The sequence below is a fragment of the Palleronia abyssalis genome, from assembly GCF_900302445.1.
Classification (GTDB): Bacteria; Pseudomonadota; Alphaproteobacteria; order Rhodobacterales; family Rhodobacteraceae; genus Palleronia; species Palleronia abyssalis.
Window position 1 is genome coordinate 283,357 of the sequence record NZ_ONZF01000002.1, and the last position, 23,416, is coordinate 306,772.

At 63.7% G+C, this 23,416-nt stretch carries 24 protein-coding genes; 12 read left to right on the forward strand and 12 right to left on the reverse strand.

Annotated features, from left to right (window positions below; genetic code table 11):
* Positions 1-90: 90 nt before the first annotated feature.
* A complete protein-coding gene (locus PAA8504_RS05090; RefSeq protein ID WP_108893081.1) occupies positions 91-708 on the forward strand; it encodes an alpha-ketoglutarate-dependent dioxygenase AlkB family protein in 618 nt (205 codons plus the stop codon).
* Here the strand turns inward: PAA8504_RS05090 and PAA8504_RS05095 are convergent.
* Complete coding sequence (locus PAA8504_RS05095) at positions 705-1,319, reverse strand: COG3650 family protein (RefSeq protein ID WP_108893082.1); 615 nt, start codon at positions 1,317-1,319, stop codon at positions 705-707. The two genes, PAA8504_RS05090 and PAA8504_RS05095, sit on opposite strands and share 4 nt — an antisense overlap.
* On the reverse strand, positions 1,316-2,137 hold the full coding sequence (locus PAA8504_RS05100) for an ABC transporter permease (RefSeq protein ID WP_108893083.1): 822 nt from the start codon (positions 2,135-2,137) through the stop codon (positions 1,316-1,318). Before PAA8504_RS05100 ends, PAA8504_RS05095 begins: the two co-directional genes overlap by 4 nt.
* A 108-nt stretch (positions 2,138-2,245) precedes the next feature.
* Between PAA8504_RS05100 and cysQ the strand changes: the two genes are divergently transcribed.
* From cysQ to PAA8504_RS05150, 10 genes are all read left to right on the forward strand, one after another.
* Entirely contained in the window at positions 2,246-3,052 is an 807-nt protein-coding gene (cysQ, locus tag PAA8504_RS05105) for a 3'(2'),5'-bisphosphate nucleotidase CysQ (RefSeq protein ID WP_108893084.1), read from the forward strand.
* 37 nt (positions 3,053-3,089) lie between these two features.
* Positions 3,090-3,980, forward strand: coding sequence for a UTP--glucose-1-phosphate uridylyltransferase GalU (galU, locus tag PAA8504_RS05110; protein WP_108893085.1), 891 nt, complete (start codon positions 3,090-3,092; stop codon positions 3,978-3,980).
* A gap of 7 nt (positions 3,981-3,987) precedes the next feature.
* Positions 3,988-5,031, forward strand: coding sequence for a glycosyltransferase family 2 protein (locus PAA8504_RS05115; RefSeq protein ID WP_245897553.1), 1,044 nt, complete (start codon positions 3,988-3,990; stop codon positions 5,029-5,031).
* 73 nt (positions 5,032-5,104) lie between these two features.
* Complete coding sequence (locus tag PAA8504_RS05120) at positions 5,105-6,112, forward strand: glycosyltransferase family 2 protein (RefSeq protein WP_245897524.1); 1,008 nt, start codon at positions 5,105-5,107, stop codon at positions 6,110-6,112.
* Positions 6,109-7,806 carry a DUF5927 domain-containing protein gene (locus PAA8504_RS05125; protein ID WP_108893086.1) on the forward strand — a complete coding sequence of 566 codons (1,698 nt, stop codon included), beginning with the start codon at positions 6,109-6,111 and terminating at the stop codon, positions 7,804-7,806. The genes PAA8504_RS05120 and PAA8504_RS05125 overlap by 4 nt, the downstream gene beginning before the upstream one ends.
* Before the next feature lie 9 nt (positions 7,807-7,815).
* Complete coding sequence (locus tag PAA8504_RS05130) at positions 7,816-9,237, forward strand: nodulation protein NodH (RefSeq protein ID WP_108893087.1); 1,422 nt, start codon at positions 7,816-7,818, stop codon at positions 9,235-9,237.
* 68 nt (positions 9,238-9,305) lie between these two features.
* Positions 9,306-9,722, forward strand: coding sequence for a DUF1810 domain-containing protein (locus PAA8504_RS05135; RefSeq protein ID WP_108893088.1), 417 nt, complete (start codon positions 9,306-9,308; stop codon positions 9,720-9,722).
* A complete protein-coding gene (locus PAA8504_RS05140; protein WP_108893089.1) occupies positions 9,719-10,561 on the forward strand; it encodes an SDR family oxidoreductase in 843 nt (280 codons plus the stop codon). The genes PAA8504_RS05135 and PAA8504_RS05140 overlap by 4 nt, the downstream gene beginning before the upstream one ends.
* Before the next feature lies 1 nt (position 10,562).
* Positions 10,563-11,222: a potassium channel family protein gene (locus tag PAA8504_RS05145; protein ID WP_108893090.1), complete on the forward strand. Its 660-nt coding sequence runs from the start codon at positions 10,563-10,565 to the stop codon at positions 11,220-11,222.
* Positions 11,222-12,550 (forward strand): TrkH family potassium uptake protein, encoded by a 1,329-nt coding sequence (locus tag PAA8504_RS05150; protein WP_181375698.1) that lies wholly within the window; start codon positions 11,222-11,224, stop codon positions 12,548-12,550. The genes PAA8504_RS05145 and PAA8504_RS05150 overlap by 1 nt, the downstream gene beginning before the upstream one ends.
* Here PAA8504_RS05150 and PAA8504_RS05155 read toward each other — a convergent pair.
* The 7 genes from PAA8504_RS05155 to PAA8504_RS05185 all read right to left on the reverse strand — a co-directional run bounded on the left by PAA8504_RS05155 (position 12,547) and on the right by PAA8504_RS05185 (position 18,513).
* On the reverse strand, positions 12,547-13,110 hold the full coding sequence (locus PAA8504_RS05155) for a redoxin domain-containing protein (RefSeq protein ID WP_181375699.1): 564 nt from the start codon (positions 13,108-13,110) through the stop codon (positions 12,547-12,549). The genes PAA8504_RS05150 and PAA8504_RS05155 overlap by 4 nt on opposite strands.
* A 146-nt stretch (positions 13,111-13,256) precedes the next feature.
* On the reverse strand, positions 13,257-15,182 hold the full coding sequence (dxs, locus tag PAA8504_RS05160; protein ID WP_108893092.1) for a 1-deoxy-D-xylulose-5-phosphate synthase: 1,926 nt from the start codon (positions 15,180-15,182) through the stop codon (positions 13,257-13,259).
* A 63-nt stretch (positions 15,183-15,245) separates the two neighbouring features.
* A complete protein-coding gene (locus tag PAA8504_RS05165; protein WP_370739675.1) occupies positions 15,246-16,112 on the reverse strand; it encodes a polyprenyl synthetase family protein in 867 nt (288 codons plus the stop codon).
* Positions 16,109-16,348, reverse strand: a complete 240-nt coding sequence (locus PAA8504_RS05170; RefSeq protein ID WP_108893093.1) for an exodeoxyribonuclease VII small subunit — start codon at positions 16,346-16,348, stop codon at positions 16,109-16,111. The genes PAA8504_RS05165 and PAA8504_RS05170 overlap by 4 nt, the downstream gene beginning before the upstream one ends.
* Positions 16,345-17,271, reverse strand: coding sequence for a histone deacetylase family protein (locus PAA8504_RS05175; protein ID WP_108893094.1), 927 nt, complete (start codon positions 17,269-17,271; stop codon positions 16,345-16,347). Before PAA8504_RS05175 ends, PAA8504_RS05170 begins: the two co-directional genes overlap by 4 nt.
* A gap of 49 nt (positions 17,272-17,320) precedes the next feature.
* Positions 17,321-18,028 carry a response regulator gene (locus PAA8504_RS05180; protein WP_108893095.1) on the reverse strand — a complete coding sequence of 236 codons (708 nt, stop codon included), beginning with the start codon at positions 18,026-18,028 and terminating at the stop codon, positions 17,321-17,323.
* Positions 18,025-18,513: a MarR family winged helix-turn-helix transcriptional regulator gene (locus PAA8504_RS05185; RefSeq protein WP_108893096.1), complete on the reverse strand. Its 489-nt coding sequence runs from the start codon at positions 18,511-18,513 to the stop codon at positions 18,025-18,027. Before PAA8504_RS05185 ends, PAA8504_RS05180 begins: the two co-directional genes overlap by 4 nt.
* Before the next feature lie 147 nt (positions 18,514-18,660).
* On the opposite strand from PAA8504_RS05185, the gene PAA8504_RS05190 reads away from it, so the two are divergent.
* Positions 18,661-19,530, forward strand: a complete 870-nt coding sequence (locus tag PAA8504_RS05190) for a branched-chain amino acid aminotransferase (RefSeq protein ID WP_108893097.1) — start codon at positions 18,661-18,663, stop codon at positions 19,528-19,530.
* A 21-nt stretch (positions 19,531-19,551) separates the two neighbouring features.
* Here the strand turns inward: PAA8504_RS05190 and PAA8504_RS05195 are convergent, their stop codons facing one another.
* The 3 genes from PAA8504_RS05195 to PAA8504_RS05205 all read right to left on the reverse strand — a co-directional run bounded on the left by PAA8504_RS05195 (position 19,552) and on the right by PAA8504_RS05205 (position 23,409).
* Complete coding sequence (locus tag PAA8504_RS05195; protein ID WP_245897525.1) at positions 19,552-20,469, reverse strand: DMT family transporter; 918 nt, start codon at positions 20,467-20,469, stop codon at positions 19,552-19,554.
* A gap of 80 nt (positions 20,470-20,549) precedes the next feature.
* Entirely contained in the window at positions 20,550-22,142 is a 1,593-nt protein-coding gene (gene serA / locus PAA8504_RS05200) for a phosphoglycerate dehydrogenase (RefSeq protein WP_181375700.1), read from the reverse strand.
* A gap of 109 nt (positions 22,143-22,251) precedes the next feature.
* Entirely contained in the window at positions 22,252-23,409 is a 1,158-nt protein-coding gene (locus tag PAA8504_RS05205) for a phosphoserine transaminase (protein ID WP_108893100.1), read from the reverse strand.
* Positions 23,410-23,416 lie beyond the last annotated feature (7 nt).

Genomic DNA, 23,416 nt, shown 5'->3' on the forward strand with positions numbered 1-23,416 from the left:
TTTTGCCGGTGGTTTCGCCCCCGGCCGGCGTCCGGACGTATATAGGGAGGGCATTTTGGTGCTGCAATCCCGAGAGAGGAGGCGATTTCCATGGTTTTTGCACCGGGTGGGCATTTTTCCCTGCGTGGCGTGGCGATCTATCCCGGCGCGGTGCCCCCGGATCGGCAGGTCGAAATCCTGTCCGATATCCGTTCGGTCGCCCAAACGGCGCCTTTGTTCCACCCCGAGACACGGCGCGGCCGGAAGATGAGCGTGCGAATGACATCCGCCGGTCAGGTGGGCTGGGTGTCCGATCGGCGCGGATACCGCTACGAGGCCCAGCATCCTTCGGGATCGGACTGGCCCGCCATCCCGGAGAGCCTCCTATCGCTTTGGGGGCTGTATTCCGGCAGCGATCGGCCGCCCGATACCTGCCTGATCAATTACTATGGCGAAGGGGCGCGGATGGGCCTGCATCAGGACCGTGACGAGGCCGATATCGATCAGCCGGTGCTGTCGCTGTCGCTGGGGGATGCCGCGCTGTTCCGCGTCGGCAATGTCGAAAAAGGCGGCTCCACCGAAAGCGTTTGGCTGACCTCCGGCGACGTGGCGGTCCTGGCAGGGGACGCACGGCTTGTTCACCACGGCATCGACCGGATCCGCTTCGGATCCTCCACGCTTCTACCGCAGGGTGGACGGATCAACGTGACGATGCGCGTCGCGACCTAGCGCGCCAGGGAGCAGCACCCCGACAGCAGCACGTGGCTGTCATCGGTCGACAGAATCACGTCCCCGCTTAGGCCGAAGGTTTGGTCCGACATGCCGTCGGTGCACAGATCCGTCCCTATGACGGTGGTCAGGCTTCGCCCTTCGTCGAAGGCGCGAAGCGACCAACGATCCCGTCGCCCCTCGGCGGTCGTGCGGTTGCCTGCGGTGAACGTCATGGTCTGTTCCCCCGCGCGCGCGAAAGATACTTCCTTCGTGTCGATCTCGACCGACCAGAAGGGCTCTGTCCCGAAGCAGGTCGCGGGGGAGGGAAAGCGGCCCTGAAACTCGTTCGGCATGGGGCGCAGGAAGGCCATGGAGACCCAACCGGACCGCCCGTCGATATTCACCAGCCCCCAATCCGCCTCGTCGGACAGGTCGACGACTTCCACATTCCGTGCGCCTGGCCCAAGCTCACCCAAGATGGCGGCGTTCGCGTTCGGCCTCTCGCGGACGTTCAGGGTGTCGTCGTCAGCGACATCCGCCACGGCGTAGAGGCCGGGAACCGCGTTCTGGGTGGCCATCGCGGGTGCCGCCACGGCTAGAATCATGGTAATCAATATCGCGCGGATCATCGGCGGGCATCCCAACTGAGCGAGGCGTTCTGCCTGGTATAGAACTCGGCCATCAGGCCGATCATCAAGACCGCCAGAGAGACGTAAAGCGGATACGTCACGCTGGAATGGTGCGGGAAATAGTTGATGAACACAAAGCCCCGCGTCTGATCGATGATGTGGAACAGCGGATTCCAGTCGAACCAGTCGATCATCTTTCTGGGCAACTGGTTGGCGACGAACATCTTGCCCGACGCGATCATGCTGGCCCGGGTATAGATCATCTGGCCCGTCTGCGCCCCGCTGGGGAACCACGGCTTCACCGCCAGAAACAGCGTCCCGACCGCGACGCCGGCGAACCACGCAAGCAGCAGCATGCCGAAGGCCGGCGCCCATTGGTGGATCGTGATCGGACCGAAGAGCACGTGATAGAAGTAAAGCACCAGAACGACCGACAGTACTTGGACGTAAAGGGCGGAAAGCGCGTTCGAGGCGATGGCGACAAAGGTGGTCATCGGCGCGTGCAGCATCATCGGCGACGACGGCCCTTCGGTTCCGAAGACGCCGCTGACCGTGCGGACATGGGTCAGGTAGAAGAAGATCCCGCTCATGATATACAGGATGAAATCGCCCCGGATCGCAGATCCGCGCATGTTCAGCACAGTGAACAGGATATAGAAGGTCGCGACGAAGATGACGGTCTGCAACACGTTCATCGCGATCGCCATGAAGGCGTTCGCGTGCGTCTTGCGAACGGACCTGACCGTGTTGTGGAAAATCAGCTCCAGCACGCGACCGGCGGATCCGATCCAAGTCTTGTTCCGGCGGGCTTCGAACATGGCGATTCCTCTCCCGACGACCCTATACCCGGAAATCTTGTTGATTTCTTGACTGCAAAGCATAACCCCTGCGCACATCGGCGTCATTCCGCATCAAGGAGATTTGACTTGGACCATTCGACCCTCGCAACCGTCATGCGCAGGCTCGCCCTCGAAGCCGGGGATGCCATCATGGAGATATACGACCGCGACGATTTCGAAGTGCGCGAGAAAAGCGACGAAAGCCCCGTGACCGAAGCGGACGAGGCTGCCGATGCGTTGATCTCGGCCGGGCTGCGGGCCGCTTTCCCCGATGTGGCGCTGGTGACTGAGGAACAGGCCGACAGTCACGGTCAGGATGTCTCGACCTTCCTGATCGTCGATCCGCTGGACGGCACGAAGGAATTCGTAAAGCGTCGCGGCGATTTCACGGTCAACATCGCCTATGTCGAGGACGGGCAGCCCGTTCGGGGGGTGGTCTACGCACCCGCGAAGGGCCGGCTGTTCTACACCGGGGCCGATGGCGCCTCGCTCGAGGAAGAAGGTCCTTTCGACAAGGAAACGCCCGGTGCGGCGAAGCCTATCGCCGTCAAGATGCCCGACAACGACGCGTTGTTGGTCGTCGCCTCGAAATCGCACCGGGACCAGGCGACGGACGACTACATCTCGAAATACCAGGTCGAGGACATGCGCAGTGCCGGGTCGTCGTTGAAGTTCTGCCTTGTCGCCACTGGCGAAGCCGACCTCTATCCCCGCCTGGGTCGCACGATGGAGTGGGACACGGCGGCCGGTCATGCCGTCCTTCTGGGCGCAGGTGGGCGGGTCGTGCGGTTCGACGATCTTTCGCCGTTGTCCTACGGTAAGGCCAGATTCGAAAATCCCTTCTTCATCGCCCATGCGCCGGGCGTGTCTTTGAAAAGCGGCGCGACGCGCTAAAACGTCACGCACCCGTGAGGAGTTGAAAGAGGACACCATGCCGCAGAAAGTCACGAAAGCCGTTCTTCCCATCGCTGGCCTCGGGACGCGCTTTCTCCCTGCGACCAAGTCGATGCCCAAGGAAATGATGACGCTGGTGGACCGCCCGCTCATCCAGTACGCCATGGACGAAGCGCGTGCGGCGGGGATCACCGATTTCATCTTCGTTACCGCGAAGGGAAAGGGCGCGCTGGTCGATTACTTCGACAAGGCGCCCGAACTTGAAGAGTCGCTAAAGGCCAAAGGCAAGCACGACCTGCTGGAGGAGCTTGCCAGGACCGACATGCCGTCCGGCGCGATTTCGACCATCCGTCAGCAGCAGGCGCTTGGGCTGGGCCACGCGGTTTGGTGCGCGCGTCGCCTGATCGGGGACGAACCCTTTGCCGTCATGCTTCCCGACGACGTCATCATGTCCGAGGAGCCCTGCCTCAAGCAGATGGTCGACGCTCAGGCCGAAACCGGCGGCTGCATGGTCGCCGCGATGGAGGTAGATCGGGATCAGACCTCGAAATACGGGATCCTCGACGTGAACGAGGGGGACGGATCGAAGGCCGTAAAGGTAAATGGCATGGTCGAAAAGCCAGATGCTGCCGAAGCGCCGTCGAACCTGGCGGTGATCGGCCGCTATATCTTGACACCCGAGGTCCTCAAGACGCTCGATTCGCAAGATCCCGGCAAGGGCGGTGAAATCCAGCTGACCGACGCCATTGCCAAACAGATCGCATCGAATGCCGGGGTCTGGGGTCTGAAATTCGATGGACGCCGCTTCGATTGCGGCGCGAAAGCTGGGTTCCTTCAGGCCACAGTGGCCTTCGGTCTCAGCCGTTCGGATCTGCGAGACGATCTGGCCGCCTTCATCAAATCCATCGACCCGGCCGAGCTGAAGTGACTTGACCATCGGGCGGCAGACGACGACGGGCCCCATCGGCCCGCTATTGCCGCCCGATCCGATCCGCGCCTACAGATTGCGCTGGAAGCGACGTCGCCTTCTTGCGCGGGCGGTCCGGAAAAGACGACAACTAACCCCTGTTGTCGACCGAACCGACCGGATCGAACCGGGCGCCATCCTCCTGTTCCTGTGTTGCCGGAACGAGGCGCGCCGCCTTCCGTCTTTCCTGAACCATCACGAAGCGCTGGGCGTCGATCACATCATTGCAGTCGATAATGGCAGTACCGACGACACCGTCGCCCATCTGACCGATCGGCCGAACGTCTCTGTCTGGCGGACCGACCACTCCTACCGGCTGTCGCGCTTCGGGTTGGACTGGATCACATGGCTGATGATCCGCTTCGGCCATGGGCACTGGTGCCTGACCCTCGATGCGGACGAACTGCTGATCTATCCTCACTGGCAGGATCGCCCCCTTCCCGCCCTGACCGAGCGTCTGGTTCGCGAAGGACGGGCGTCGATGGGCGCGCTGATGCTGGATCTCTATCCCGAGGGTCGGCTGGCCGACACCGCGAACGATCCCGATCCTTTGCGCACGCTGACCCATTTCGACGCCGGCAACTACACGATCCGGCGGCAGGCCCCCATGGGGAACTTATGGATCCAGGGTGGACCACGGGCACGCAACTTCTTCGCCGAGGACCCCCGCCGGGCGCCGACGTTGCAAAAGGTCCCGCTGATCCGCTGGGATCGCCGGTATGTTTACGTAAACTCGACCCATGCGGCGCTGCCCCGCCGTCTGAACGGCATCTATGATGAGGGGGAGATGCTAGGTGGCGTTCTGCTTCATACTAAATTCATGGACACGATAGTAGAAAAGTCCTCCGAAGAGCTTCTTCGGCGCGAGCATTTCGCAAATGCAACGCTCTACGATGACTATTACACGGCCCTGATAGACAACCCGGCGCTGTCGTGCGCATTCTCGACCCGGTATCGGGGCTGGCGGCATCTGGAGGCCAAGGGATTGATGTCGCGGGGGGATTGGGTCTGATCGCCCGAACCCGTTTTCGGACCGGCCGGCAAAAAGACCGGCACGAACGAGGGATGAGAGGAGAGCGGATCGCGTGTCGATCGCGAGGCGGATCAGGCTGGGGCGCAAACGCAGGCGTTGGTATATCCGCGCGATCCGCAGGCGTCGCGAGTTGGACGTCGTTCGCCGCCGCGCCGCCAAGATGCGCGCGGCGGACAACGTCGTCATCTCTGTCCTGCGCAACGAATATATCCGCCTGCCTTATTTCCTGCGCTATTACCGAGACATGGGGATCGAGCATTTCCTGTTCGTCGACAACGGCAGCGACGATGGATCGGCTGAGTATTTGGCCGACCAGCCGGACTGTTCGGTCTGGAGCACAAGTGCCAGTTACAGCGGGTCGCGCTTCGGACTGGACTGGGTGAACTGGCTTGGCCGGCGCCATTGTCTGGGCAAATGGGTGCTGTGCGTTGACGTGGACGAGTTCCTCGTCTTCCCGTTCTGCGACACCCGCCCGATCCAGGCGCTGACGGACTGGCTGGACGGGTCCGAGATCAGGTCCTTCGGGACGATGCTTCTGGACATGTATCCCAAGGGTCCCATCACCGAGTCGACCTACGAGATCGGTCAGAACCCCATGGAAGTCCTCAGCTGGTTCGACAGCGGCAACTATACCATTACCCGCAACTGGGATTTCCATTCCTTGTGGATCCAGGGCGGACCGCGCGCCCGCGCCTTCTTTGCCGATGCGCCGCGCAAGGCGCCTGCGTTGAACAAGGTGCCCTTGGTGAAATGGCGGCGCGGCACGGTCTTCGCATCCTCGACCCATAACGTCCTGCCGCGCGGACTGAATCTGGTGTTCGACGACGTCGGCGGCGAGAAGGCCTGCGGCGTCTTGCTCCACGCCAAGTTCCTTAACACGATGGCTGCCCGCGCCCGGGAAGAGGCGGCGCGGAACGAGCATTACGAAGGCGCGCGCGAATACCAAGCCTATGCCGAGGGGCTGGAGGGGCTGGACCTTTGGTGCACCTGGTCGGAAAAGTACATCAATTGGCGCCAACTCGAGATTCTGGGACTCATGTCCAAAGGAAACTGGGCGTGACCGTGGGCTTCATCATGATGTGCCACGAGGCGCTGGACCGGGCCTCTCAGGTGGCCCGCTACTGGTCGGACCGCGGCTGCCCTATCGTCGTTCATGTGGATGCGCGCGTGGCCCGACGGGATTACGACGCGTTGCGCAGCACCTTGGAAAGCCGGGCGAACATTGTTTTTTCTGACCGGTTCAAATGCGAATGGGGTCGCTGGTCGCTGGTGCAGGCAACGCAGGCCGCAGCCGGGCTGATGCTGGACCGCTTTCCCAAGGTGAACCATGTTTTCCTGGCCTCGGGAAGTTGCCTGCCGCTACGCCCGGTGGAAGATCTGATCGGCTACCTTGATGCGCGGCCCGCGACCGATTTCATCGAAAGCGCAACGACCGAGGATGTCCCGTGGACGAAAGGCGGTCTGGACCACGAACGCTTCACCCTGCGCTTCCCGTTTTCGTGGAAACGGCAGCGGTATCTGTTCGACGGTTACGTCCGTTTGCAGCGGCGTGTGGGCTATCGTAGACGCATTCCCTCGGGGATCGTGCCGCACATGGGATCGCAGTGGTGGTGCCTCACGCGTGATACGCTCAGCCAGATCCTCTCCCATCCACGCCGCGCCCAGTTCGACCGGTATTTCAAGCGCGTGTGGATCCCCGACGAGAGCTATTTTCAAAGTCTGGTCCGTCTGGTGTCCGAAAATGTCGAAAGCCGGTCCCTGACCCTGTCGAAGTTCGACTTCCAGGGAAAACCGCACGTCTTCTATGACGATCACCTCCAGCTCTTGCGCCGGTCCGACTGTTTCGTCGCGCGCAAGATCTGGCCCCGGGCCGAACGCCTTTACACCGCGTTCCTGTCGCCTAATGCTCAGCAGGGCAACCGGGCCGAGCCCAATCCCGGCAAGATCGACCGCATTTTCGCGAAAGCGGTCGAGCGGCGCCGATACGGTCGCCCCGGCCTTTACATGACCAGCCGCTTCCCGCGAAAGAACCATGAAAACGGTCTGACTTGTGCGCGCTACACCGTGTTTGAAGGGTTCGGCGATCTGTTCGAGGATTTTCCCGACTGGCTCAAGCGGACGACCGGCCTACGCGCGCACGGGCATCTGTTCGCGCCCGAGCGTGTCGGGTTCGCGGATGGTTTGACGGTCTTCGCAGGCGCGTTGTCCGACAGCCCCAAATTGCGCGACTACAACCCCGAGATGTTCCTGACCAACCTGATCTGGAACACGCGTGGTGAACGTCAGGCGTTCTTGTACGGTCCGCGTGATACAGTGCGCATCGGTTCGTTCTTTCCCCGCGACCCCAATGCGGACATCCTTGTCATAAGCGGCGCCTGGGCGGTGCCGTTGTTCAAGTCGCAGCGCCCTTTCAACGAGATCCGCAAGGAAGCCGCGCGGCTGCAAAAGATAGAGAACGCCCATTTGGCCTACTTGCGCAATTCATGGACCAAGGCGCGTGTGCAGGTCTGGACGATGGCCGATTTCGTCGAAAGCCCGGTCGAGCCTTTGCAGAGCATCATCGAAGACGTGGCGGTCACGCGCACAAATCAAGTGAACGAAGCCCCGCGGATGGTCGATCTGACCGGCTTTGGTCAATTCTTGCAAAGCCTCAGGAACGAGGGGATGCATCCCTATCTCATGGGCGATTTTCCCGCAGACCCCCGCCCCGAAAGCGAAGCGCCCCGCCCCCGCAAACCCTATGTCGCCAGATAGGACGTCCCGATGACCGGTTTCGACAGCTTCATCCTTCTGGCCGAGATGCGTACGGGCTCGAACTTCCTGGAAGACAACATCAACCAGATCGACGGCCTGCGCTGCTGGGGCGAGGCGTTCAATCCCCATTTCATGGGCAATGCAGGCAAGACCGAGATGGCGGGCGTTACCCTGTCACAGCGGGAAAAGGATCCCCTCGCCCTTTTATCTGCAATGCGCGACCGCACCGATGGGTTGGCGGGCTTTCGCTTTTTTCATGACCACGACGCCCGGGTCGTGGACCGCCTGTTGCCCGACCCGCGCTGCGCCAAGATCGTTTTGACCCGCAATCCGCTCGACTCCTACGTCAGCCTCAAGATTGCGCGAGCCACGAACCAGTGGCGCCTGAGCGACATGAAAAGTGCCCGCACGGCCAAGATCCGCTTCGACGCGGACGAGTTCCGGGCGCATCTGTCCGTCCTGCAATCTTTCCAGACAAGGGTTATGCGGGCCCTCCAGACGACCGGGCAGACGGCGTTCTATCTGACGTATCAGGATGCCGGCGACCTCGAGGTTTTGAACGGCCTCGCCGCTTTTCTGGGCGTTCCCGGCCGGATCGAGAAGCTGGCCGGTGCCACCAAGGTGCAAAACCCGGCCGGTCTGCGCGAGAAGGTCGATAATTACGACGAGATGGTCGCCGCACTGGGCCCGATGGATCATTTCGAACTGGGCCGGACGCCTGCGTTCGAGCCGCGACGCGGCCCCGCAATTCCTAGCTATGTCTCGGCAGCGACGGCGCCTGTTCTCTACATGCCGATCCCCGGCGGTCCTGTCCCGTCGGTCGAGGACTGGCTAGCCGGGATCGACGGGGCGCCGCATGACGCCCTCGGCCGCGACCGCACCCAGAAGGACCTGCGCAAGTGGAAGCGGCAGAACACCGGACATCGCAGTTTCACGATCCTGCGCCATCCCGTCCCGCGGCTATATGCTGCCTTCTGCCGACACATTCTGATCCCCGGTCCGGACTGCTTCGAGGAGATCCGGAAGACACTGCGGGAAAACTATCACCTGCCCATCCCGGAGGGCGCGCCCGGCGCCGACTATGATGCGGATGCCCACCGGGCAGCGTTCCTGTCCTTCGCGTCTTTCGTGGCGGGCAACCTAGGGGGGCAGACCAGCCTGCGGGTCGACCCCGTATGGGCCAGCCAGAGCGCGCTTCTGGAGGGGATGGGCCAGTTCGCCGTTCCCGACCGTCTGATCCGGGAGGAAGAAGCGATCGACCGATTGGCCGAGCTTGCCCAGGCCATGGATTTGAATGCGCCCGCCTACATCCCCGAGGGGGATCTCGCCCCGATGCCCCTGTCGGCGATCTACGATCCCGAGGTCGAGGCCGCCGTGAAGGCCGCGTATCAGCGCGACTACATGATGTTCGGTTTCGCCCGCTGGGCCTGACTGCACGCCATTTCAATCACCCGCGTGAAGATCTAACGTGCGGCGAATCTTTCGGACTGGGGGCCTTCGTGCCGGACGAGACCGACCTGGATCGCTTCGTCGAGGCGCAGCGTGACACCTTTGACTCCGCCCGGGCCGAGATCGCGGCAGGTCGAAAGCAAACTCATTGGATGTGGTTCATCTATCCCCAGCTTCGCGGTCTTGGACAATCGCAGCGGGCGTGGTTCTACGGGATTGCCGACCTTGAAGAGGCCGCCCGCTATCTGGATCACCCCATCCTTGGCCCGCGCTTGCACGAGATGATGGCCCTGCTTCTGCCCCACCGGGATCGGTCGGCCAAGGAACTCTTCGGAGCCGTGGACGCGCAGAAGCTGTGTTCCTCGGTCACGCTGTTTCGTGCGGTCCCGGGTGCTGACCCGATCTTCGATAACGTGCTATCGGCGTTCTGCGCCGGTCCCTGCACGCAGACCGAGGCGCGGATATGAGGCTTTTGTCCATCGGGCACGGGTTCTCTGCCCGCGCCCTGGCGCCCCGCCTGATCGACTTAGGGTGGGAGGTGCGCGGCACCACTCGTTCGCCGGAAAAGACGGACGGCATCGCCGCCACGGGGGTGAGACCCATCGTCTGGCCGGGCGATGATTTGACCCCCCATATAGACTGGGCGACCCATGTCCTTCATTCGGTGGCCCCGGATGACGGCGATCCCGTGATCGACACATATGGCGGCCCGCTGCAACGCGCCGGGCTTCAGTGGTTCGGCTATCTGTCGACCACGGGCGTCTATGGGGATCACGGCGGCGAATGGGTGGACGAAAGTACGGCCCTCGCCCCGTCTACCACGCGCGGCGCAGCGCGCGTCCGGGCCGAGGCTGCGTGGCAGGCGCTTCTGCCCAAGCTGCCGCTGCACATCTTTCGCCTTGCCGGGATCTACGGCCCCGGGCGCGGCCCATTCGCCAAAGTTAAAAGCGGCAAGGCCCGGCGGATCGTCAAGCCGGGCCAGGTCTTCTCGCGCATCCACGTGACCGATATCGCCACGGTGCTGGAAGCCTCCATCGCGCGGCCGAACCCGGGATGTGCCTACAACGTCTGCGACGACGATCCCGCGCCACCACAGGACGTGATTGCCCACGCCGCCGACCTTCTGGGTCTGCCCAGACCGCCCGAGGTGCCGTTCGACCAAGCCGACCTGTCGCCCATGGCACGAAGCTTCTATGCCGAATCCAAGCGCGTGCGGAACGATCGCATCAAGACCGAACTGGGCGTGACCTTGGCCTTCCCCACATACCGTGAGGGCCTCGCCGCCCTCCTGCACGAGGCGACGTGACATGCCCCACCATCCCGCCAACTTCTGCATCGTCGGTCTGGGCAATTTCGGCTCGACCGTTGCCACCGAACTGAAACGCTTCGGGAACTACGTGATCGGGATCGATCTGGACGAGGGGAAGGTCTCGAACCACGCGGAAGAGCTGGACCAGGCCATGATCGTCGACGCCCGGTCCGAGGACGGGATGCGCGATGCCGGCGTCGGTGAATGCGACGTCGGCATCGTCTCCTTGGGTCACGACCTTGAAGCCAGCGTTCTTGCCTCGATGAACCTGAGCCTTCTGGGCGTCGACAAGGTTTGGGCCAAGGCCACCTCGAAAACGCATCACCGCATTCTGCACCGCCTTGGTGTCGACCGGGTAATCCACCCCGAGGTGCGAATGGGCCAGCAGGTCGCCCAGATGCTGCACAACCCCCTGATCCGCGACTACGTTTCGCTGGGGAATACCTACAACGTGGTCAACATGCGGATCCCGGATGAGCTGAACGGCAAATCGCTGGCGGATCTGAAGCTGGACGATTTCGACCTGCGTTGCCTTGGCGTCATGCGCGGGACCGACTTCATCGGCCGGGACGGCGAGGTCTGCACGCTGGAGGCCGACGACATGCTGCTGATCCTCGGGCGACGGGTGGATCTGCGCGAGTTCACGCAGAGCATCTGATGAAGTTCGGGGATTGGCTCAAGCGCCTGCCTCCGCCGGGAATGCTGGCGGTGATCTACCTAGCGTTCATCGCACTAGGCTCGGTGGCCCTAAAGCTGCCGATCGCGCAGGTGGGCCACATCACGTGGTCCGACGCGATCTTCACGTCGACCTCGGCGGTGACTGTGACCGGCCTGATCGTCGTGGATACGCCCGAAGCCTTCACCGTCTTCGGCGAGGCCGTCCTGATCGTGCTGATGCAGATGGGCGGCCTCGGTCTCATGACCTTCGCCGCCCTGCTTCTTTCGTCTCTGGGCATTCCCATCGGCATTCCCCAGCGGATCGTCCTTCAGACCGACCTGAACCAGACCTCGATCACCAACCTGATCTCGCTTGTCCGGATCATCCTGCGCCTTGCCCTGGCGTTAGAAGCGATTGCGGCCGTCCTTCTGTCATTCGTCTTCGTCCCCGAATTCGGGTGGGCCCAAGGGCTCTGGCATGCCGTGTTCCACGCGGTGTCGGCGTTTAACAATGCCGGTTTCTCCACGTTCTCGAACTCGCTGATGGACTACGCGGCGAATCCGCTCGTGACGTTCACGGTCTGCGCCCTGTTCATTACATCGGGCCTGGGATTCATCGTTTTGGCCGAGGTCCGGTCGGTGCGCAGATGGCGCAAGTTGTCGCTGCATTCCAAGCTGATGCTGGCCGGGACGCCGGTCCTGATCGTGCTGGCGTTCCTTGGCTTCGCGGCGCTGGAATGGTCGAACCCGGAGACCTTGGGGGCCATAGACGGCACGTTCGGAAAGCTGCAGGCTGCGTTCTTTCAGGGGACGACCCCCCGGACCGCGGGGTTCAATACAGTGGACACGACCGCGATCCGCGATTCCACCGCGCTGATGATCATTGGACTGATGTTCATCGGCGGCGGCTCGACCTCGACGGCCGGGGGTATCAAGCTGACCACATTCGTCGTTCTCGTCATGGCGACGCTGGCCTTCTTCAAGCGCAAGCGCGAACTCAACGCTTTCGGGCGGGCCCTTGGTCCGGATGAGATTCAGAAGGTCATGGCCCTCATGACGATCTCGACACTGATCATATTCAGCGGAGTATTCATCCTTGTGATCGGCAACGACGGCACCTTCCTGACCCTGTTGTTCGAGGTCATGTCGGCCTTTGGAACTGTCGGATTGTCAATGGGGGCGACCGAGACTTTGGAAGGCTGGGGGCGGGGAACCATTATCGTGATCATGTTCCTCGGCCGCGTCGGCCCCTTGGTCCTGGGCTTCTTCCTGGCCACTCAAAGGATCGCCTTGGTGCGGTATCCCAAGGGGCACGTCTATCTGGGTTAGCGGCGCGCCGCCTGCAGGGCGTCGACGATCCGCACTAGCTCCATGGCTGAACGCGGGACCACCACGGGAAACTCCATGATGCTGCTGATCCGCAGGTCGGGCGAGATGATGAAGGTCTTGCAGATCGGGACATCCGAATGCGCTGAGTGCTGGTTCATCCCGAGGGCCTGAGCAATGCGCTCGTCCTCATCCGAGATGATCGGGAAGTTCACCTCCACCTCGTGCTTAGCCGAGATTTCTTCGATCCACATACGCTCGGTCAGAGGGTCGGATTGCGTCATGCCCAGTACGCGGCAGCCGCGAATATCGAATTCCGTCTGGTGGCGGGCCATGTCGATGACGTCGATCTCTGAGGTCGGCGTGTAGGCCGAAGGATGCACAAAGAACACAGTGTAGTGGCCCGATGCCCAACGGTGCAGTTCCAACTCTCCGTGCGTGCTGTCCGCCCAGAGGTCAGGAAAGGTCTCTCCGATCCGGGGTATCCAGGCACCTTCCGCCGTCGGTCCGGGGGTTTGGATATCAACGCGGTTGGCTGACGGGTCTTCGAAGAATTTCGACATCTTCATCACAACGTACCATCAATAGAACCTGACCTGGTAAACACGGCCATAGCAATCGTGAGTTGCAACGTGGCAGGAAGTCCAGATGGATTATTGATGACCAAACGTCAAGTTTAGTTCGTCTTCATTCAACATGGCCGCCCAGCTCAGGCCCTTTGGTTTATCGATTGAATATCTAATATATTCAGTATCTTGTCCTCGATATCCGTGGCGTTCAATTGCGCTGAAGCATACATATCATAGGGGTTTGCGTGATCGATGAACCCGTCCGGTAGCACCATGGAGCGGTATTTCAGCCCACGATCGAACACGCCCCTCTCAGCCAGAAGCTGTGCGACATGGCTGCCAAAGCCGCCTACGGCGCCTTCCTCGATCGTGATCAGGGCGTCGTGATCTTCGGCTAGCGAAAGAATCAAATCTTCGTCCAGCGGCTTGGCGAATCGGGCGTCGGCAATGGTTGGGGTAATTCCCCGTTGACCAAGCGCCTCGCACGCCTCCAGAACCTCTTTCATCCGGGCGCCGAAGTTCAGGATCGCCACGCCGGACCCGCGCCGGATCATCCGCCCTTTTCCGATCTCCAGAACCTCGCCCCGCTCGGGCATGTCCACGCCGGTGCCCTCGCCCCTGGGGAAGCGGAAGGCGATGGGGCCGTCGTCATGCGCGGCGGCTGTGGCAACCATGTGCTTCAATTCGGCCTCGTCCGCGGCGGCCATGACCGTAAAGCCCGGCAGATTGGACAGGAAAGCGATGTCGAACGCCCCGGCATGCGTGGCCCCATCCGCGCCCACCAGGCCGGCGCGGTCGATTGCGAACCGGACCGGAAGCCGCTGAATCGCGACGTCGTGGACGATCTGGTCATAGCCGCGCTGCAGGAAGGTCGAATAGATCGCGCAGAAGGGCTTCATGCCCCCGGCTGCCAACCCGGCCGAGAACGTGACGCCGTGCTGTTCGGCGATGCCCACGTCGAAGCACCGGCTGGGATAGCGCTCGGCGAACAGGTTCAGGCCGGTGCCGTCCGGCATTGCGGCGGTGACGGCGCAGATGCGCTCGTCCTCGGCGGCGTGCTGCACAAGGCTTTGCGCGAAGACCTTGGTATAGGACGGCGCGTTCGAGGCCGCCTTCTTCTGTTCGCCCGTCACCACGTTGAACTTCGACACGCCGTGCCCGCGGTCGGCGGCTTTCTCGGCCGGTTCGTACCCTTTGCCCTTCTTGGTGATGGCGTGGATCAGGACGGGGCCGTCGGCACGCGCCCGCACCGTGCGCAGGACGGGAAGAAGCTGGTCCAGATCGTGCCCGTCGATGGGGCCGATATAGGAAAAACCAAGCTCCTCGAACAGCGTGCCGCCGACGGCGATACCTTTCAGAAGTTCTTTCGCGCGCTTCGCCCCCTCGCGGAAGGGTGGCGGAAGGAAGCCCACCGCGCCCTTCGCTGCGGCCTTCAGCTCTTGAAACGGGGCGCCGGCGTAAAGACGCGACAGGTAGGACGACATGGCGCCGACCGGCGGGGCGATCGACATCTCGTTGTCGTTGAGGATCACGAACAGTCGCTTGCCCAGATGGCCCGCGTTGTTCATCGCCTCATAGGCCATGCCCGCGCTCATCGCGCCGTCGCCGATAACCGCGATCGAGTCGCCGAGGCTGGGATCGGGCGATCCGCCCAGGTCCCGCGCCACCGCGAACCCCAGCGCGGCCGAGATCGAGGTCGAGCTGTGGCCCGCCCCGAAAGGGTCATAAGGCGACTCGGATCGCTTGGCGAAGCCCGAAAGGCCCCCTTCCTGACGGATGGTGCGGATCCGGTCGCGGCGGCCGGTCAGGATCTTATGGGGATAGCACTGGTGGCTGACATCCCAGACCAGCCGGTCGCGCGGCGTGTCGAACACCGCGTGCAGCGCGACCGTCAGCTCAACCACGCCCAGGCCCGCGCCCAGATGCCCGCCGGTTTGACTTACGGCGCTGATCGTCTCGGCGCGCAGTTCGTCGGCCAGCCGGTGCAGATCAGCATTGCTCAGCCCCTTGAGGTCGGCAGAGCCATTCACCCGGTCCAGCGTTGGCGTCTTGGGGCGGTCTTCCATCTGTCGTCTTCCTTGTGTCGGCTGTCCGATCCTAACGAAACCCGGGATCGGTGGCAAAAGCGCTTAACGGTCTCGTGAAACGACGTAGCGCGCGCAATCCCGCAGGCTATCGGCTGCCGCACCATAGGGCGCAAGCGCATCGCAGGCGGCGTCCGTCAGGCGGCGCGCCTCGGCCTTGGCGGCGTCGAGGCCCAGAAGCGACACGAAGGTCGCCTTGTTCGCATCGGCATCCTTGCCCACGGCCTTGCCTGTGGTGGCCGCGTCGCCCTCGACATCCAGCACATCGTCGGCGATCTGGAACGCCAGTCCAACGGCCTGCGCATAGGCGCGCAAGGCGGCTGGGTCGGCATCGGCCATGGTCGCACCCGCGACGGCCGACCATTCGATCAGCGCGCCGGTCTTCAGGGATTGCAGCCGCCCGATGCCGTTCAGGTCCAGCGGCACCTCGGCCGTCTCCGCCGCCATGTCCAGAGCTTGTCCCAGAACCATCCCCCGCGCCCCCGCGGCCCGCGCAAGATCGCGCCCCAACGCCACACTCCGGGCGGCTGGCAGGTCGCAGGACAACACAAGGTCGAAGGACAGCGTCTGCAGCGCGTCGCCCACCAGAACGGCCGTCGCCTCGTCCCACTTCACATGGACCGTGGGCTGACCCCGCCGCAGGTCGTCGTCATCCATCGACGGCAGGTCGTCATGGACCAGCGAATAGGCGTGCAGCGCCTCGATCGCGGCGGCGGCGGGCAGGGCGGCGTCGCGGTCGATCCCGTGCAGCCCAGCGCTTTCCAGCACCAGGAACCCCCGCAGCCGCTTCCCGCCGCCCACGGCATAGCGCATCGCTTGGGCGATCGTCCCCTCAGGGTGGTCGCGCAGGATGCCGTCGAGGGCGGCGCCGATGGTCGCCGCCGATCCGGCCAGACGGTCGGGAAAGCTCACGGGTCCAGAGGCTCTGTGCCGGTCGGGCGGCCATCCGCGCCGGTGGTGATCTTTGCAACCTTCTCTTCCGCTGCCTTCAGCGTCGCGGCGCACCGCTCTTTCAGTTGCGCGCCTCGCTCGTACAGGCGGATCGATTCCTCAAGCTCCACATCGCCCTTTTCAAGGTGACCCACGACCTGCTCCAGCTCGCGCATCGCCTCCTCGAACGACATCTCTTCGATGGGTTTCTCGCTCATGCGCTCCGCTCCTTCAGAACCTCCACATGCGCCCTCACGGACGCCGACAGCGCGGTCAGATCATACCCCCCCTCCAGTGTCGAGACGACGCGACCCTCGCAATGCGCGTCTGCGATGTCGCACAGCCAGTCGGTGATCCAGGCGAAATCCTCGGCCTCCCACCGCAGCCCCGCCAAGGGATCGTTGCGATGCGCGTCGAACCCGGCCGAGATAAGTATAAGCTGGGGGGCGAACTCGGTCAGGCGGGGAAAGACGTGCTCGCGATAGGCGGTCTTCATCTCGGCCCCGCCGGTCTGCGGTTTCAGCGGCACGTTGACGACCTGCCCATGCGCGCCCGTCTCTGACGCCGCGCCGGTCCCGGGATAAAGCGGCATCTGGTGGGACGAGACGAACAGGATCCGCTCGTCCTCCCACACCAGATCCTGCGTGCCGTTGCCGTGATGCACGTCGAAATCGACGATGGCGACGCGGGACAGACCACGTCGCTCCAGCGCGTGTTTGGCGGCGATGGCGACGTTGCCGAACAGGCAGAACCCCATCGCGGTCTCACGCTCGGCATGGTGTCCAGGCGGACGGCAGCCGACGAAAGCCGCCTTCGCCTCGCCATCCAGAACCGCATCCACGGCGGCAATATTCCCGCCAACCCCGTGCCGCGCCGCGATCAGCGACCCCGGCGACATGTGCGTATCGCCATCAAGCGAGATCGACCCCGCCTCGGGCGCCGCCGCCTCGATCCCCTCCAGATACCGCTTGGGGTGGCATAGAAGGATGTCCTCGTCGGTGCAGGCGGGGGCGTCGCGGCGGGCCAGCTTCAGGGGCTGCAACCCTTCTTCGACCGCGGACAGGCGCGCGACCTGTTCGGGGTGGCCCGAGGGCGTGACGTGCTCCAGCCCCGAGGGGTGGGAATACCAGATGACCGACAAGGGGAACCTCCGCGCTTTCGTGCGACCCTAGCCGCGCGGGCCCCGGGCCTCAATCGGGGGCCAGAAGATACCCCGCCCCCCGCACCGTCTGAAGATAGCGCGGGTTCTTCGGGTCGGTCTCGATCTTGCGCCGCAGCCGGGTGATCTGCACATCCACGGCGCGATCCTGCGCGCCTTCGCCATCGGGGCCCGCACGACCCAGATCCTCGATCAGGCGGGCGCGGCTGATGACCTCGCCCGGGGCCTTGGCGAAGATGCGCATCAGCGCGGCCTCGGTCGCGGTCAGGCGGATCGGATCCTCGCCCTGCCACAGCTCGCCCCGGCCCACGTCGTATCTCACGTCGCCCAATATCAGCACTTTGGGTTGCGAGGTGGCGGGCTCGGACGGGGGCACACGTCGCAGGATGGCGTTGATGCGCAGCAAAAGCTCCTTCGGCTCGAACGGTTTGGACAGGTAATCGTCCGCCCCGGCCTCCAGCCCCTCGATCCTGTTCTGCGTCTCGCCCCGCGCGGTCAGCAGAAGCGTGGGCAGCGACCGATCCTCGGTCAGCCAGCGGCACAGCGAAATCCCGTCCTCTCCCGGCATCATCACGTCGACCACCGCAAGGTCGAAATCCAGTCCCCCCAGAATGCGCCGCGCATGGGCGGCATCGCGCGCGGTGGTGGCGTAGAAGCCGTTCCGCGTCAGGAACTTGCCCAGAAGCCCGCGGATCCGCTCGTCGTCGTCCACGATCAGAAGGTGCGGCCGGTCGGTCATGCCACCCCCTCGAACAGGCGCCGTAGATCCTCGTCCATCATCTCTTCCAGCACGGTGCGAAAGCCCGCCACCGCCTCGGGGCCCGCGCGGCGGAATGCATCGCGCATCCGGGCCGTCTGCGCCTCGGACAGTTCGGCCTCCAGAGCGCGGCCTTTTTCCGTCAGGGTCAGATGCCGCTCGCGCCGGTCCCGGGTGCCGATGGCGCTTTCGACCAGCCCGTCCTCGATCAAGGTGCGCAGGACCCGGTTCAGCGACTGCTTCGTCACGCCCAGGATCGCCAGCAGATTGTTCACCGTGGTGCCGGGCCAGCGGTTGATGAAATGGATCGCCCGGTGATGCGCGCGGCCGTATTCATACTGGTCCAGGATCCGGTCAGGATCCGCCGTGAAGCCGCGATAGGCGAAGAACATCGCCTCGATCCCGCGCCGAAGCTGAGCATCTGTCAAGAACAGAAGGGAATCGCCTCGTGCGCGCCCATCGCTCATTTTGTACGCCCTCCGCCCGGTATTCGATCACAGTTTATGTCAGCACCGTTGACATGAAGCAACCTCCGGCGCTACGTGGGCATCCGATTTGGAACAAAATATCCACATGCGCCCACCCCGCGCAACTTTAGGGCAAGGAGAATGAGGATGTCGGGCGGATACGACGATCGCGACGGCAAGATCTGGATGGACGGCCAGCTGGTCGAATGGCGCGACGCGAAGGTGCACATCCTGACCCATGCGCTGCACTACGCCTCTTCCGTGTTTGAGGGCGAGCGGTGCTATGGCGGCACCATCTTCAAGTCCCGCCAGCATTCCGAGCGTCTGAAGAAATCCGCCAACCTCATCGATTTCGAGGTGCCCTACAGCGTCGACCAGATCGAGGAGGCGAAGGCCGAGGTCCTGCAAGCCAACGGCCTGACCGACGCCTATGTCCGTGCGGTCGCATGGCGGGGGGCCGGGCCCGACATGGGGGTCGCCAGCGCCCGGAACCCGGTGCGCATGGCCGTTGCCGCGTGGGAATGGGGCGCCTATTACGGTGACGCCAAGACCAAGGGCGCCAAGCTCGACCTGTCGAAATGGAAGCGCCCCTCGCCCGAAACGATCCCGTGCGAGGCGAAGGCGGCCGGCCTTTACATGATCTGCACCATGTCCAAGCATGCCGCCGAGGCGAAGGGATGCTCGGACGCGATGATGCTGGACTATCGCGGCTACGTGGCCGAGGCGACCGGCGCCAACATCTTCTTCGTCAAGGACGGCGAGGTGCACACGCCGCTGCCCGATTGCTTTCTGAACGGCATCACCCGCCAGACCGTGCTTCAGATGCTGAAGGAAAAGGGCATCCCGGTCCACGAACGCCACATCATGCCCGAAGAGCTTGAGGGGTTCGAACAGTGCTGGCTGACCGGCACCGCGGCCGAGGTCACGCCCGTCGGCCAGATCGGCGACTTCCGGTTCGAGGTCGGCGCGATGGCCCTCGACGTTGCCAACAGCTACGAACAGCTCGTCCGCAACTGAACCGCGGCGGGACCGGGGGGATCAGTACATCCCCTTGGCCCGCAGCTTGCGCCGTGCCGTTGCGCCCTTCGCCAGCCGGCGCTCGCGCCAGACAATAACGACGCCTGATGCGATGATCAGCGCCGCGCCCGCGAAAGTCGCCGGGCGCGGGATCTCGCCGAACCAGACGAAGCCGATCATCACCGCCCACAGCATCGAGATGTAGGAGAACGGCGCCAGGTCGGACGCATCCGCGTATTTGTAGCTCATGGTCAGAAGAACCTGCCCGATGGCCCCGAACACCCCGCATGCGGCCAACAGAAGCGCCTCTTGCGGTGTTGGCCAGACCCAGCCGAACGGCAATGTCAAAAGCGAGCAGGCCGCCGCGGTCGAAAGGAAATAGAACGCGATCGCCTCGCTGCGTTCGGTTCCTGACATCGCCTTGATCAACGTTTGCGCCATGGCAGCCAACGCAGCCGAGGCCAGCGCCAACCCCGCCCCGATCAACGCGACATTGTCCAACGATCCCGTCTCGAACTCAGGCGCGACGATCACGATGACGCCGACCAACCCGATCAGAACGGCGGCCAGGCGGACGAAGCGAAATACCTCGCCCAGGAACAGCGCCGCGAAGATCACCAGGAAGATAGGCGTGGCGAAGCGGATCGCCTGCACCTCGGCCAGCGGCAGAAGGGTGATCGCCGTGAACCCCAGCCCCATCGCCGTCGTCCCGACCAGACCGCGCAGCGCATGGCTCTTCCAGTTCTCGACATGCAGGCCGTTCTGAAGATCACCGCGCGCCCATAGCCAAAGCGTGATGATGGGCAGGGACAAAAACGCCCTGAAGAAGACGATCTGTCCCGTGGGCACGCTGTCGCCCAGCGCCTTTACGAAGGCGGACATGAGCGTGAGCACGGAAAATGCGATGCAGATAAGGACGATGCCGCGAAGTGATGCCATGCGGCGCGACATACGCCGACCGAGAGTGGTCGACCAGTGGAAGGGGGCCGTTTTCCGCGCGAAAGCGGCCCCCTGCCGGTTCAGGTGTGGAAGCGCAGCGGGCGAACCGCGTTGAACACGCCGCTGTCCTGCAGCTTGCCGACGACATCGGGCGTCACCGCCTCGTCCACGTAGAGGAGGGCGATGGCGTCGCTGCCCTTCTCGGCCCGGCCCAGCGTGAAGTTCGCGATGTTCACGCCGTTCTCGCCCAGCACCCGGCCCAGCGTGCCGATGATGCCCGCGCGGTCCTCGTTGGTGGAATACAGCATGTGCTCGCCCACCTCGGCGTCGATGTTGATGCCCTTGATCTGGATGAAGCGCGGCTTCCCGTCCGAGAACACGGTCCCCGCGACCGACCTCTGGCGCTGGGCGGTCTTCATCGTGACCTTGATATAGGCCTCGAATACGCCGGTCTGCTCCTGCGTGGTGCGGCTGATGTCGATCCCGCGCTCCTTGGCGATGATCGGGGCCGAAACCATGTTCACCTCGGGGTTCGAGGCACGCATCATCCCCGCCACGACCGCGCCGTTCAGCGCGTTCAGGTTCATCTCGGCCACCATGCCGTCGTAAAGCACGTTCACCGCCTCGATCGGCTCGTCGGTCATCTGGCCGATGAAGCTGCCCAGATGCTCGGCCAGCTTCAGCCACGGGCCCATAACCTTGGCTTCCTCGGCCGTGACCGAGGGCGTGTTCAGCGCATTCGACACCGCCCCCGTCAAAAGGTAATCCGACATCTGCTCGGCGACCTGAAGGGCGACGTTCTCCTGCGCCTCGGTCGTGGCGGCGCCCAGATGGGGCGTGACCACCACGTTCGGCAGGTTGAACAGCGGGTTCTCGGTCGCGGGCTCTTCCGCGAAGACGTCGAACGCGGCCCCGGCGACGCGGCCCTCCTTCAGCGCCTCGGCCAGCGCGGCCTCGTCCACCAGACCGCCGCGGGCACAGTTAACGATGCGCACACCGGGCTTCAGCTTGGCGATGGCCTCGCGCGACATGATATTGCGGGTCTTGTCGGTCAGCGGCACGTGGAAGGTGATGAATTCGGACTGCGCATACAGCTCGTCCAGCTCGACCTTGCGGCAACCCAGCTCGGCGGCGCGCTCCTCGGACAGGAACGGATCGTAGGCGATGACCTTCATCCGCAGGCCCAGCGCGCGGGCGATCACGATCGACCCGATATTGCCCGCACCAATCACGCCCAAGGTCTTGCCGGTCAGCTCGACCCCCATGAACTTGGACTTCTCCCACTTGCCGGCATGGGTCGAGGCGCTGGCCTCGGGGATCTGGCGCGCTACGGCGAACATCATGGCGATGGCATGCTCGGCTGTGGTGATCGAGTTGCCGAAGGGCGTGTTCATCACGATCACCCCCTTCTGGGACGCGGCGGGGATGTCCACGTTGTCGACACCGATCCCGGCGCGGCCGATCACCTTCAGATTGTCGGCGGCGGCCAGGATCTTGTCGGTCACCTTGGTGGCCGAGCGGATGGCCAGCCCGTCATACTGGCCGATCACCTCCAGCAGGCGATCCTTGTCCTTGCCCAATCCGGGCTCGAAATCGACCTCGATGCCGCGGTCGCGGAAGATCTGGACGGCGGTTTCCGACAGCTTGTCGGAGACGAGAACCTTGGGGGCCATGTCAGGCACTCCTTGAACGATAGTGGGAAAGCGGGCGCGGGCAGAGACCCCGCGCACCGAGAATATCAGCCCGTAGGGTGCGCATTCATGCGCACCGCCACGGCTCGGATCAGGCGGCTTCGCGCTCGGACAGGACGGCGTGATAGGCCCAGTCGATCCACGGCATCAGGGCCTCAAGATCGGCCTTCTCCACCGTGCCGCCACACCAGATCCGCAGACCGGCGGGCGCGTCGCGATAGCTGCCCACGTCATAGGCCACGCCCTCGGCCTCCAGCTTCTTCTGGACGGCCTTGGCGAAATCGGCGTCGCCCGCGACCGCGGGGTCCGTGAATTTCAGGCAGACCGAGGTGTTCGACCAGGTGGCCTTGTCCACCGCCAGATTGTCGATCCAATCATTCGCGGCGACGAAATCCCACACGACCTGTGCGTTCTGGTCGGCGCGGTCGATCAGGCCCTTCAGCCCGCCCACGGACCGGCCCCAGGCCAGCGCCAGCAGCCAATCCTCGACGCACAGCATCGAGGGGGTGTTGATCGTCTCGCCCTTGAAGATGCCGTCGATCAGCTTCCCGCCCTTGGTCAGGCGGAAGATTTTCGGCAGCGGCCATGCGGGGGTGTAACTTTCCAGCCGTTCGACCGCGCGGGGGCTAAGCACGATCACGCCATGCGCGGCCTCTCCGCCCATCACCTTCTGCCAGCTGAACGTGGTCACATCCAACTTGTCCCACGGGAGATCTTGCGCGAAAGCGGCGCTGGTCGCGTCGCAGATCGTCAGCCCCTCGCGATCCGCGGGGATCACGTCTCCATTCGGCACCCGCACGCCAGAGGTCGTGCCGTTCCAAGTGAAGCAGATGTCCTTGTTCCAATCGACGGCGGCTAGATCCACGATCTCGCCATACTCGGCCTCGCGGACCTCGTTCTCGGCCAGCTTCAGCTGCTTGACCGCGTCGGTGACCCAGCCTTTGCCGAAGCTCTCCCACGCCAACGTCTCGGAAGGGCGGGCGCCCAACAGGGACCACATTGCCATTTCATAGGCCCCGGTGTCAGAGGCGGGCACGATCCCCACCTTGTAACCGTCGGGCACGCCAAGAAGCTGGGCAGTCTCGTCGATGGCCTGCTTCAGCTTCGACTTGCCCACGGCAGCCCGGTGCGAGCGGCCCAGGGGCGCGTCGGACAGCGATTCCAGTGCGAAAACGGGGGGTTTGGCGCAAGGGCCGGACGAAAAACGCGGATTTGCCGGCCGCGTGGCCGGGGTCGCAGGTGCAGACATGGTATCC